This window comes from Pseudomonas kermanshahensis (assembly GCF_014269205.2).
In the GTDB taxonomy this organism is placed as follows: domain Bacteria; phylum Pseudomonadota; class Gammaproteobacteria; order Pseudomonadales; family Pseudomonadaceae; genus Aquipseudomonas; species Aquipseudomonas kermanshahensis.
Map to the genome: position 1 here is coordinate 546,528 of NZ_JABWRY020000001.1, position 12,184 is coordinate 558,711.

The following is a 12,184-nucleotide window of genomic DNA, read 5'->3' on the forward strand; positions in this document are numbered from 1 at the left end:
TTTCGTGAGCAAATCGCTGCAAGCCATCCGTGGCATGAACGACATCCTGCCTGAACAGTCGCCACTGTGGCGCTACTTCGAAGGCACCGTGGCCGGCCTGCTGGACACCTACGGGTACAGCCAGATCCGCACACCGATCGTCGAGTTCACCGAGCTGTTCAAGCGCTCCATCGGTGAAGTGACCGACATCGTCGAAAAAGAGATGTACACCTTCGAGGACCGCAACGGCGATTCGCTCACCTTGCGCCCCGAAGGCACCGCCGCCTGTGTGCGTGCCGTGCTTGAACATGGCATCACCGGCAACGGCCAGGTGCAGAAACTTTGGTACATCGGCCAGATGTTCCGCCACGAGCGCCCGCAAAAAGGCCGCTACCGCCAGTTCCACCAGATCGGCGTGGAAGTGTTCAACCTTGACGGGCCGGACATCGACGCCGAACTGATCATGCTGACCTGGCGCCTGTGGGGCCTGCTGGGCATCCAGGACGCCGTTAAGCTCGAGCTCAACAGCCTGGGTACCAGCGAAGCCCGTGCCCGCTACCGTGATGCGCTGGTCGAGTTCCTCTCGGCACGCCTCGAGCAGCTGGACGAAGACAGCCAGCGTCGCCTGAAGAGCAACCCGCTGCGCATCCTCGACAGCAAGGACCAGAACACCCAGGCGGTGCTGGTTGGCGCGCCGAAGCTCGAAGATTACCTGGACGAAGAATCCCGCGTGCACTTCGAGGGCCTCAAGGCCCGTCTGGAGGCTGCCGGTATCCCGTTCGTGATCAACACCAAGCTGGTGCGTGGCCTGGACTACTACAGCAAGACCGTGTTCGAGTGGGTCACCGACAAGCTCGGCGCCCAGGGCACTGTCTGCGCCGGTGGCCGCTACGACGGCCTGGTCGAGCAGATGGGCGGCAAGCCGACCACCGGCGTTGGTTTCGCCATGGGTATCGAGCGCTTGATTCTGCTGCTGGAGACCCTGGGTAAGGTACCCGAGTCGATCAGCCGTCAGGTCGACGTCTACCTCTGCGCCTTCGGCGAACAGGCCGAGCTGGCTGGCCTGCGCTTGTCCGAACGCCTGCGTGATCGTCTGCCGGGCCTGCGCCTGGTGGTCAACGCCGGGGGTGGCAGCTTCAAGAGCCAGTTCAAGAAAGCCGACAAGAGCGGCGCGCTGTTCGCCCTGATTCTTGGCGACGACGAGCTGGCCCAGCAAGCGATCGGCTTCAAGCCCCTGCGTGGTCAGGGCGAACAACAGAACATTGCCTGGGATGCTCTGGCTGAGCACCTGGAAACCGCGGTCGCACAGGCGTAACGCGGTCCAACAAGCGAATAGGCGAAAAGGAGTATTGGGGTGTCGAGTACCGATGATGATGACCTGGCAGGGGTCAAGGACTGGTGGAACCGCAACGGCAAGCCGCTGCTGACGGGCGCGTTGCTGGCCGGTGTGGTGGTACTGGGCTGGAATACCTGGCACAAGTACCAGAACAACCAGTCGCAAGGTGCCTCGCAGCTGTACCAGGCTTTGCTTGAAACCAGCCTGACGCCGAGTGGCCAGCCTGACGCAACCAAGGTCGCGGAACTGGCCGGCAAGCTCAAGAGCGAGTTCGGTGGTACCGCCTACGCCCAGTACGGCAGCCTGTTCGTGGCCAAGGTCGCGGTCGAGAGCGGCAAGCTCGACGACGCTGCTGCCGAGCTCAAAGCTGTGTTGGACAAGCCAGCCGATGCCACCCTGGGCGAGATTTCGCGCCAGCGCCTGGCCCGTGTACTGGCTGCCCAGGACAAGGCCGAAGAGGCACTCAAGCTGCTCGACGGCGATGCCGACAAGGCGTTCCTGGCCAGCCGCGAAGAATTGAAGGGTGACCTGCTGGTGCAGCTGGGTCGCGCCGACGATGCTCACAGCGCTTATGAGAAAGCCAAGGCCTCGCTGTCGGATGAAGCAGCGGTCGGTGGCCTGCAACTGAAGCTGGATGACTTGGCCAAAGGGGACGCGTGACGTGATCGGTTGGAAACAAGCAGCAGTGCTGACCCTGGCCGTACTGGCCGCGGGTTGCAGCAGCAACAGCAAGAAGGAACTGCCCCCGGCCGAGCTGACCAAGTTCACCGAGGAAGTGGTACTGAAAAAGCAGTGGAGCCGCTCGATCGGTGACGGCCAGGGCGAGACGTACAACACCCTGGTACCGGCCATCGAAAACGACCGTATCTACGCCTCCGACGTCAACGGCGAAGTCTTCGCCCTCGACCGTATCACCGGCGACGTGGTGTGGAAAAAAGACCTGGACCTGCAAGTGTCGGGCGCTGTCGGCGTGGGTTACGGGCTGGTCATGCTCGGCACCCTCAAAGGCGAGGTCATCGCGCTGGACTCCAGCACCGGTGAAGAGCGCTGGCGTTCGCGCGTGACCAGTGAAGTGCTGGCACCGCCCGCCAACAACGGCGACGTGGTGGTGGTGCAGACCCAGGACGACCGCCTGATCGGCCTCGATGCCGCGACCGGCGACCGCCGCTGGATCTACGAAAACACCCCGGCCGTACTGACCCTGCGCGGCACCGGTGCACCGATCGCGACCAACCGCCTGGCGGTTGCCGGCCTGTCCACCGGTAAAGTGATCGCGGTGGATATCAACAACGGCGTGCCAGTGTGGGAGAGCCGTGTGGCCATCCCGCAGGGGCGTTCCGAGTTGGACCGCGTGGTAGATATCGACGGCGGCTTGCTGCTGTCCGGTGGTACTCTGTACGTCAGCACCTACCAGGGCCGCGTAGCGGGCCTGGACCTGGAAAGCGGCCGCGTGCTGTGGCAGCGTGATGCGTCCAGCTATGTGGGTGTCGCCCAGGGTTACGGTAACGTCTATGTCAGCGAAGCCTCGGGTACCGTTGAAAGCGTCGACGAGCGCTCTTCCAGCGCCCTGTGGACCAACGATTCCATGGCTCGCCGTCAGCTGTCGGCACCGGAAGTGTTCTCCAGCTACGTGGCTGTCGGGGACTTCGAGGGTTACCTGCACCTGCTCAGCCAGGTCGATGGTCGCTTCGTCGGCCGTGAACGAATCGACAGCGATGGCCTGCGCGCCCGGCCCCTGGTGGTCGGCGACACCATCTACGTCTTCGGCAACAGCGGCAAGCTCGAGGCACTGACCGTCCGCTGAAGCTAAGCTCAAGACCGCCAACGGTCTTGAGCCGCGGTGTAGGAAACGCCGCACAAACTCCGGCCGCTGCCTTGCAGCGGCCTTTGCATTTTCAAGAATTCAAGAGTGGAGAGCCGCATGGTTCCCGTAATCGCCCTGGTGGGACGGCCGAACGTCGGCAAATCCACCATGTTCAACCGCCTGACCAAGACCCGCGATGCCATCGTCGGTGACCTGTCGGGCCTGACCCGTGACCGCCAGTATGGTGATGCCTCCTGGCAGGGTCGTTCTTTCATCCTGATCGACACCGGCGGTATCACCGGTGACGAAGTGGGCATGGACGAGAAAATGGCCGAGCAGTCGCTCATGGCCATCGAAGAAGCCGACTATGTGCTGTTCCTGGTCGATGCCCGTGCGGGCATGACCGCAGCCGACCAGATGATTGCCGAGCACCTGCGCAAGCGCAACAAGTCGGCGATTCTGGTTGCCAACAAGATCGACAACATCGACCCCGACGTTGCGCGTGCCGAGTTCTCGCCGATGGGCATGGGCAACGCCATTCCGGTGGCGGGCTCCCAGGGCCGTGGTATCAACGCCCTGATGGAAGCCGTGCTCGGCCACCTGCCGCGTGATGCCGAGGACGAAGCCCTCGACCAGGACGTCGCCGAAGGCGAGGAAGCCGCGCGCATTCCTGGCCCAAGCGAAAAAGATGGCATCAAGATCGCCATCATCGGCCGCCCGAACGTCGGCAAGTCGACCTTGGTCAACCGCATGCTCGGCGAAGAGCGCGTGGTGGTCTACGACGAGCCGGGCACCACCCGAGACAGTATCTACATCCCGTTCGAGCGCGATGGCGACAAGTACACCTTCATCGACACCGCCGGGGTGCGCAAGCGCGGCAAGATCCACGAGGAAGTCGAGAAGTTCTCGGTGGTCAAGACACTGCAGGCGATCAAAGACGCCAACGTGGTCATCTTCGTCATGGATGCCCGCGAAGGTGTGGTTGACCACGACCTGAACCTGCTGGGCTTTGCCCTCGAAGCCGGCCGCGCCATCGTCATCGCCCTGAACAAATGGGATGGCATGGAGCCGGGTGAGCGCGCCTACGTGAAGACCGAGCTGGAACGCCGGCTGTTCTTCGTCGATTTCGCCGACATCCACTTCATTTCCGCGCTGCACGGCACGGGCGTGGGCAACCTGTACAAGTCGGTACAGGCCGCGTTCACGTCGGCGGTCACCCGTTGGCCAACCAGCCGCCTGACGCAAATCCTCGAAGACGCGGTCAGCGAGCACCAGCCGCCGTTGGTCAATGGCCGCCGCATCAAGCTGCGTTATGCCCACCTGGGCGGTGCCAACCCGCCGCTGATCGTGATCCACGGCAACCAGACCGAGAGCATTCCCAAGTCGTACTCGCGTTACCTGGAAAACACCTACCGCCGCGTGCTGAAACTGGTCGGTACGCCGATCCGCATCGAGTACAAGGGCGGTGAGAACCCGTACGAGGGCAAGAAAAACACCCTCACCGATCGCCAGGTCAACAAGAAGCGCCGCTTGATGTCGCACCACAAGAAGGCCGAGAAGAAGCGCCGCGATAAGCGCTGATCAACTCCATGTGGGAGCGGGCTTGCCCCGCGAAGCAGGCAACGCGATGGATGGCACGGGCTTTGCCCGTGTTCGCGGGGCAAGCCCGCTCCCACAGGGTCTCTTGATCCAACGCAATCCCCTATTGTTTCAACCTTTTTCCTGACCGCTCGATCCGCTATGCTCGGACTCCACCCCGTGCCGGATAAACCCCAGGAAAGAGGGCTTCATGATCCGCAGCAAACTGCCGAATGTCGGCACGACCATCTTCACCACCATGTCCCAGCTCGCCGTACAGACCGGTGCGCTCAACCTTTCCCAAGGCTTCCCCGACTTCAACGGCCCGCAGGCGTTGCTCGATGCAGTGGGCCGGCATGTGGCCGCCGGGCATAACCAGTACGCGCCAATGACTGGCCTGCCGGCCCTGCGCCAGCAGGTAGCGGCCAAGGTCGCACGGTTGTATGGCGCACAGGTGGATGCCGATCACGAAGTGACCATCACCCCAGGTGCCACCGAGGCAATCTTTTGCGCCATTCAGGCGGTGATCCAGGCCGGTGACGAAGTCATCGTCTTCGACCCGTGCTATGACAGCTACGAGCCGTCGGTGGAGCTGGCCGGTGGCCGTTGTGTGCATGTGCAACTGAGCGACGGCGACTTCCGCATCGACTGGCAGCGGTTCAGCGATGCCCTCAGCCCGCGTACCCGCATGGTCATTCTCAACTCGCCGCACAACCCCAGCGGCGCACTGATCACCCGTGAAGACCTGGACCAGCTGGCGCAGCTAATCGCTGATCGCGATATCTACCTAGTCAGCGACGAAGTCTACGAGCACCTGGTGTATGACGGCGTACGCCACGCCAGCGTGCTGGCCCATGCCGAGCTCTATAGCCGTGCCTTCGTGGTCAGTTCGTTCGGCAAGACCTACCATGTGACCGGTTGGAAAACTGGCTACGTGATCGCGCCACCGGCCCTGAGTGCCGAGCTGCGCAAGGTGCACCAGTACGTCAATTTCTGCGGCGTCACGCCGTTGCAGTGCGCGCTGGCCGACTTCATGGCCGAGCACCCCGAGCACCTCGATGAACTGCCAGGCTTCTACCAGGCCAAGCGCGACCTGTTCTGCGATTTGCTCGAAGGTTCGCGCTTCAGTTTCCGCCGCACGGCCGGCACCTATTTCCAGCTGGTGGACTATTCGCAGATCCGCCCGGACCTGAACGATGTCGAGATGTCGTTGTGGCTGACCCGTGAGCACGGCGTGGCGACCATTCCGGTGTCGGTGTTCTACCAGCAACCCATCCCCGAGCAACGCCTGGTGCGCCTGTGCTTTGCCAAACGTGAGGAGACGCTGCGTCAGGCGGCGGAAAAGCTATGCGCGATCTGAGTACACTGCCCGACCTGAAAATCGCCTTGGTGCAGACCACCCTGGCCTGGCACGACCGCGAGGCCAATTATGCGCACTTCGAGGAACTGCTGAAGCAAGTGGGTGAGGTGGACCTGGTGATCCTGCCAGAGATGTTCACCACCGGCTTCTCGATGCAGTCCGAAAGCCTGGCCGAGCCCGAGAACGGCCCGACCTACAAATGGCTCAAGGCCCAGGCGAAGAAGTACGACGCGGTGATCACCGGCAGCGTGATCATCCAGGCCGCCGATGGCAGCCACCGCAACCGCCTGCTGTGGGCGCGCCCGGACGGTGAGATCTTGCACTACGACAAGCGCCATCTGTTCCGCATGGCGGGTGAGCACAAGCATTACACCCCCGGCGAGCGTCAGGTGCAGTTCGAGATCAAGGGCTGGCGGGTACGCCCGTTGATCTGCTACGACCTGCGCTTCCCGGTGTGGAGCCGTGATGCCCAGGACACCGACCTGCTGCTGTACACCGCCAACTGGCCGGCGGCGCGCCGCCAGCACTGGAATCGACTGCTGCCGGCGCGGGGCATCGAGAACCTGTGCTTTGTCGCGGCGGTGAACCGCGTGGGCACCGATGGCAAAGGCTTCGCCTATTCCGGTGACAGCCAAGTGCTGGACTTCCAGGGCGAGAGCCTGCTCAGTGCTGGCGAAGCGGACGGGGTGTTCACGGTGGTGTTGAGAGCGGCGGAGCTGGCGGCGTACCGGGCCAAGTTCCCGGCGAACCTGGATGCCGATACCTTCGAGCTGCACTAAGGCAGTACTGGCCCAGTTGTAGGAGCGGCCTTGCGTCGCGAAAGGGCCGCAAAGCGGCCCCGGGGTTTCGGCGTTACAGCATAAATTGCTGGGGCTGCTTTGCAGCCCTTTCGCGACGCAAGGCCGCTCCTACAGGCCCTCAGTGGCTAGCACGGGCCAGTATCAGTACACATCCCGCCGATACCGCCCATCCTCGATCAGTTGCTGTACAACGGCTTCTCCAAGCATGCCCTTGAGCGCCGCATCAACGCCGGCCGCCATGCCCTGTAAGCTGCCGCAGACATACACACAGGCGCCATCCGCCACCCAGCGTTTGAACGCATCAGCCTGCTGCAGCAACACATCCTGCACATACACCTTCTCGGCCTGATCCCGCGAAAACGCCAGGTCCAGGCGCGCCAGGTCGCCGCTGTCGAGCCAGCCCTGCAGTTCGTTGCCGCACAGCAGGTCATGCGCGCGGTTACGTTCACCGAACAGCAGCCAATTGCGTTGTTCGCCCGCGTTAACCCGCGCGCGCAGCAGGCTGCGCAGGCCAGCCAGGCCAGTACCGTTGCCGATCAGAATCATCGGCACCGGTGACTCGGGCAGGTGGAAGCCACTGTTGCGGCGCAGGCGCATGCTCAGCAGGCCATTCACCGGCAGGTACTCGGTCAGCCAACCAGACCCCAGCCCGAAATTGCCATCCGGGTGACGTTCCTGGCGCACGATCAATTCCAATACACCGTCACTGGCGATCGACGCGATGGAGTATTCACGCGTGCCGATCGGTACCAGCGCATCGACCAGCGCCTGTGCGTGCAAGCCCACCAACTGATCGCGCCGGCTGGGCAACTGACGGCTGGCCAGCGCCTGGCCCAAGGTTTCGCTCAGGCCGTCGAGCTGTACGGTTGCGTTGGCATCCAGGCCCAGGCCGTCGAGGAAGGCGTCGACCCGCAGCTGAGCATTGCGCGGCAGGATTTCCACCAGGTCGCCGGCTTGCCAGCTGGCAGGCTCCTCAGGGCGCAGGCCGATCAGGTAGACCGGCAAGCCCTGGCTGCCCGGGTTCATCAACTCACGTTGCACCAGCGTCCAGTTGCCGAAACTCGGCGGCTGCCAGGCCGTGACCGGCTGGGCCCCCGTCAGCTGCGCCAGTGCCTGTTGCCATTGTTGCAGCGCCGCCTGGTCGGCGTTGTCCACCTCCACCGGGCTGAACGCCGTGCTGGCGCCGCGTTCACCCAACCAAGCCTGCAGGCGACGGGCAAAGCCGCAGAAGTGCGGGTATTGGCGGTCGCCTAGGGCGAGCACAGCATAGTGCAGGTTGTTCAGCGCCCAGGGTTGGCCAAGCACCTTGCGCTCGAACGCGCGGGCGCTATCTGGCGCTTCGCCATCGCCGAAGGTACTGACCACGAATAAGGCGCGACGGGCCTGGCGCAAGTCATCCTCGCCCAGTTCGGCCAAGGCGCGGACTTGCACCGGCAGGCCAGCCGCCTGCAATTGCCCGGCACTTTGCCAGGCCAGCTGTTCGGCGAAGCCGCTCTGGCTGGCAAAGCCGATCAGCCAGCTGTCGCTGCCAGCCTGGGTGCTGTCGACGCCGCCTCGGGCAGCGCGAACCTGGCGTTTCTTGCGGCGGCGGTCAAGGTACAGCAGCCAGCCGGTGACAAAGAACAGCGGCATGGTCAGGCTGGCGAGGGTGACGATGATCCGGCCCGGCAAGCCGAAGTATTCGCCTACGTGCAGGGCGTAAACGCTCTGCAGCAACTGCGCCTTGAAGGATTTGTCGGTGTAGCGGTCGTGGCTTTTCACCTGGCCGGTGGCCGGGTCGAGGACCAGCGTGTTGAAGGCGCGCGGGTGCGCGGCATCGTCCACTAGGTAGAAGAGGTTGGCCGGCTGGCCACCTGCCGGTGGCAGGCGAAGGTTGTACATGGCCAGGCCCGGGCCTGCGGCCTCCTTGAGGTTGGCCCAGATGGCGTCGTAGTCGACCACCAGCGGCGGTGCGTTCTTGGCGACCTTCTGTGGCCCGTGGCGGCCTCGGCCTTCGCCGCGTTTTTGCTGCTGGCCCGCTGCCGGCGTATCGGCCAGCAGTTTGTTCAGGCCTTCGCGGTACCATTCATAGGACCAGAACAGGCCGGTGAGGGCGAACAGCAGGTAGAACAGCAGGCACCAGGTACCGGCCACGGCGTGCAGGTCCCAGTTGAAGGCGCGGCCTTTCTTGGCCCACTCGAAGGTCAGCCAGACCCGCCAGTTGAGCGCCTTGCGCGGCCAGCGCAGGTACAGGCCAGAGAGGCAGAAGAAGATCAGCATCAGGGTGCAGGCACCGGTGATCTGCCGGCCGCTGTCGCCCATGGCCAGGAACCGGTGCAGGTTGAGCATCAGGTTGAAGAAGTCCTGCCCGGCCACTTCACCCTTGAGCTCGCCGGTGTACGGGTCGGCATAACGCAGCTCACCACGGCGCTGGCCTGGCGGCGGTGTGAAGAAGATCCGCGCAGCGTTGCCTTCGTGCAGGTCCACCCACAGCATCGCGACCTTGTCGCCTCGTGCGGCCTCGACTCGCTGCACCAGTTCGGCGGGCGGTAATACGCCCTCGGGGCGTACTTCGACCTTCAGCACATCGGCATTGAAGGCCCGAAGCAGTTCTTCCTGAAACGACCAGATCGCCCCGGTGATGCCCATCAAGGCCAGCACCAGGCCAGCGGTGATGCCAAAGAACCAGTGCAATTGGAACAGCGTCTTCTTCACCACATCGATCACCTTGTCTTGCCGTTTCAGTTCAGGCGGCGTGCATTATGCCTTGGTACGCAAAAGCCCCGCTCACTGGAATGAACGGGGCTCCGGGGTGTTGCTTTAGAAGTGAACGCTGGTGGTCAGCAACGCTGTCCGCCCGGCCGCCTGGTTGGCGAAGTGGGTGGAGAACGCCTTGTCGTAGTACACCTCGTTGGTCAGGTTCTGCACGTTCAGCTGCAGGTCGACGTTCTTGGTCAGCTTGTAGGCGGCCATGGCGTCGTAGCGCACGTAGCTGTCGACCATGGTGGTGTTGGCCACACTGCCGTACACGTCATCCACATAGAACGCGCCACCCCCGACGGTCAGCTTCGGCGTGATCGAATACGTGGTCCACAGGCTGGCGCTGTTGTTCGGCGTGTTCGGCAGCTGGTTGCCATCGTTGGCCTTGCCCAGCGCGCCGCCATCGATCTGGCGCGCCTGCATGTAGGTGTAGCCGGCAAAGACCTGCCACTTGTCAGTGAGCTTGCCGCTGGCCGACAGCTCAATACCCTGCACGCGGGTTTCGCCGACGTTTTCGTAGGTGGTGGTGTCCACCTGAACGCGGGCGTTTTCCTTCTCGGTACGGAACAGCGCGGCGGCCAGGGACAGGCGCTGGTCGAGCAGGTCCCACTTGGTGCCGATTTCGTAGTTGGTGGTTTCTTCCGGCTCCATGTCGCTGCTCAGCAGGTTGCCGGCACGGTCGCTGGTGTTGCCCAATGGGTTGCCTTCGGTGCCCTCGCCGAGCATCGCGCCGGGTGGCGTCGCGGAGGTGGCGTAGGAGACATAGATGCTGCCGTTTTCGGCCGGCTTCCAGACCAGGCCCAGTTGGCCGGTGATGAACTCGCTGGTATCACGGCCCTTGGAGGCCACGCCCTTGGCGTTGACCACGGTGGCGCCAGCGGCATCGTAGGTGCGGTACTGAGTGTCGAAGTGGTCGTAGCGCAGGCCCATGTTCAGCAGCCAGTCAGGCGTCAGCTCCAAGGTGTCGAAGACGTACAGGGCGCGGGTGTTGCTCTTGGTGTCGGTGCCGGCGTAGTTGCGCGAGATCGCGCCATTCCACGGATCATCCGGGTTCGGATTGCTCAACGAGGTGCAGTTGTAGCCACTGTTTGCGCCGATCAGGCTTGGGTTGCACGTCGAGGCGGTGGAGCCCCCCGTGTTGGTATCAACGGTGTACGACGAACGCTTGCTCTCTTCCCGGCTCAGCTCGATACCGGTGGAGAAGCTGTTTTTCATCCCACCCACATAGAACTCACCAAACAGGTCGGTCTGGTTGGTGGTGGTGGCGGTGTTGCCAACGCGGCTGTTGGCGCGGCGCCAGACGCTGCCGTTGTTGACGTTGCCCTTGCTGTCGTCGGGCTGGGTCAGGATGTAATCCTGCATGCTGTTGCCGTGACGCAGGGTGTTCTTGATGGTCAGCGCGTCGGTCAGGTCGTGCTCGATCGCGAAGGTGGCGATGTCGACGCGGCTCTTGCGGAAGTCGCGGCCGGTCAGGCCATAGAAGTTATCACTGTCCCCGCCATCGTACGGTTTGCTCGGGTGCGCCGAGGTACGGGCGCCGCTACCACCGGTAGGAATGGTGTACGGGATGCCGGAGTCCGGCAGGTCGTCGCTTTCCAGGTGGTAGTAGTCGAGGTTGACGCGGGTCGGGGTGCCCAAGCCGAAAGCCAGGGACGGGGCGATGCCCCAGCGGTCGTAGTTGACCTTGTCGCGGCCGGCGACGTTGCTCTCGTGGGTCATCAGGTTGAGACGACCGGCCACTGTGTCGCTGAACTGGTAGTTACCATCGAAGGTGTAGCGTTGGGTCTGGTCACTGCCCCAGGTCCAGGCGCCATCCAGCGAGTTGCCCAGGTGCGCGCGCTTGCTCACCAGGTTGATGGTGCCGCCCGCGGCGCCACGGCCGCCGATGGCCGAGTTCGGGCCCTTGGCCACTTCCACCGACTCGATGGCGAAGATCTCGCGGGTTTGCGCGCCGGTATCGCGCACGCCGTCCAGGTAGGTGTCGCCCTGGGCGTCGAAGCCGCGGATGAACGGCCGGTCACCTTGCGGGTTGCCGCCTTCACCGGCACCAAAGGTGATGCCAGGTACCGTGCGCAGGGCGTCCTGCAGGCTGAGGGCGTTGGTGTCCTTGATGACCTGCTGCGGGATCACCGTGACCGAGCGTGGGGTGTCTACCAGCGGCGCGGTGTACTTCTGCGATGAGGCTTTCTCGACCTTGTAGTCGGTGCTGGCCTGTTCGGCCTTGCCGTTGACGCTGGTGGCATCCAGGGTGACGGCGTTGTTGGCGGCAGGCTCGGCAGCGTAGGCGGTCGAGGCAGTGATGGCGACGCCGATGGCGGTCACGATCAGGCGTGGTGAACTCACAGCAGATGGCACGTAGTGACGCATTGGTAAGGACCTTCCCCAAGGTGATAAGGCGGCGGATCTTAATGTAAGCAATTGTGACTAACAATTGAGAGTCGTTACCATTCGTGAAGAATTTACAATCTTTACAGTTTGCCTTTACGGTTTTCAGTGGCTGAAACGTCTTAAGCGGCGAATGGGGCTTGTGGTATGTAAAAGGGAATCAATATCATTGACGCCTTTACATTTGCCCAGGTGCCGCCGCC

8 protein-coding genes are annotated in these 12,184 nt (G+C 63.3%); 6 read left to right on the forward strand and 2 right to left on the reverse strand.

Annotated features, from left to right (window positions below):
* Window positions 1–4: 4 nt before the first annotated feature.
* The 6 genes from hisS to HU764_RS02570 all read left to right on the forward strand — a co-directional run bounded on the left by hisS (window position 5) and on the right by HU764_RS02570 (window position 6,836).
* Window positions 5–1,294, forward strand: coding sequence for a histidine--tRNA ligase (gene hisS / locus HU764_RS02545; protein ID WP_027595551.1), 1,290 nt, complete (start codon window positions 5–7; stop codon window positions 1,292–1,294).
* Between the two features lie 39 nt (window positions 1,295–1,333).
* Window positions 1,334–1,975, forward strand: a complete 642-nt coding sequence (locus tag HU764_RS02550) for a tetratricopeptide repeat protein (RefSeq protein WP_027595552.1) — start codon at window positions 1,334–1,336, stop codon at window positions 1,973–1,975.
* 1 nt (window position 1,976) lies between these two features.
* On the forward strand, window positions 1,977–3,119 hold the full coding sequence (gene bamB, locus HU764_RS02555; RefSeq protein WP_027595553.1) for an outer membrane protein assembly factor BamB: 1,143 nt from the start codon (window positions 1,977–1,979) through the stop codon (window positions 3,117–3,119).
* A 117-nt stretch (window positions 3,120–3,236) separates the two neighbouring features.
* Window positions 3,237–4,700, forward strand: coding sequence for a ribosome biogenesis GTPase Der (gene der, locus HU764_RS02560; RefSeq protein ID WP_186675552.1), 1,464 nt, complete (start codon window positions 3,237–3,239; stop codon window positions 4,698–4,700).
* Window positions 4,701–4,908: 208 nt separating this feature from the next.
* The gene (locus HU764_RS02565) at window positions 4,909–6,057 is read left to right on the forward strand and encodes a pyridoxal phosphate-dependent aminotransferase (protein WP_099452965.1); all 1,149 of its coding nucleotides are present in this window, start codon (window positions 4,909–4,911) and stop codon (window positions 6,055–6,057) included.
* Complete coding sequence (locus tag HU764_RS02570; protein ID WP_186703502.1) at window positions 6,045–6,836, forward strand: amidohydrolase; 792 nt, start codon at window positions 6,045–6,047, stop codon at window positions 6,834–6,836. The genes HU764_RS02565 and HU764_RS02570 overlap by 13 nt, the downstream gene beginning before the upstream one ends.
* A 162-nt stretch (window positions 6,837–6,998) precedes the next feature.
* Here the strand turns inward: HU764_RS02570 and HU764_RS02575 are convergent, their stop codons facing one another.
* Window positions 6,999–9,554 (reverse strand): PepSY domain-containing protein, encoded by a 2,556-nt coding sequence (locus HU764_RS02575; protein WP_186703503.1) that lies wholly within the window; start codon window positions 9,552–9,554, stop codon window positions 6,999–7,001.
* 102 nt (window positions 9,555–9,656) lie between these two features.
* Complete coding sequence (locus HU764_RS02580) at window positions 9,657–11,963, reverse strand: TonB-dependent receptor (protein WP_186675555.1); 2,307 nt, start codon at window positions 11,961–11,963, stop codon at window positions 9,657–9,659.
* Window positions 11,964–12,184 lie beyond the last annotated feature (221 nt).

Bases quoted from the DNA above. Each gene is read 5' to 3' on its own strand.
- der (WP_186675552.1), top strand. From the start codon at position 3,237: ATGGTTCCCGTAATCGCCCTGGTGGGACGGCCGAACGTCGGCAAATCC.
- HU764_RS02565 (WP_099452965.1), top strand. From the start codon at position 4,909: ATGATCCGCAGCAAACTGCCGAATGTCGGCACGACCATCTTCACCACC.
- HU764_RS02570 (WP_186703502.1), top strand. From the start codon at position 6,045: ATGCGCGATCTGAGTACACTGCCCGACCTGAAAATCGCCTTGGTGCAG.
- HU764_RS02580 (WP_186675555.1), bottom strand. From the start codon at position 11,963: ATGCGTCACTACGTGCCATCTGCTGTGAGTTCACCACGCCTGATCGTG.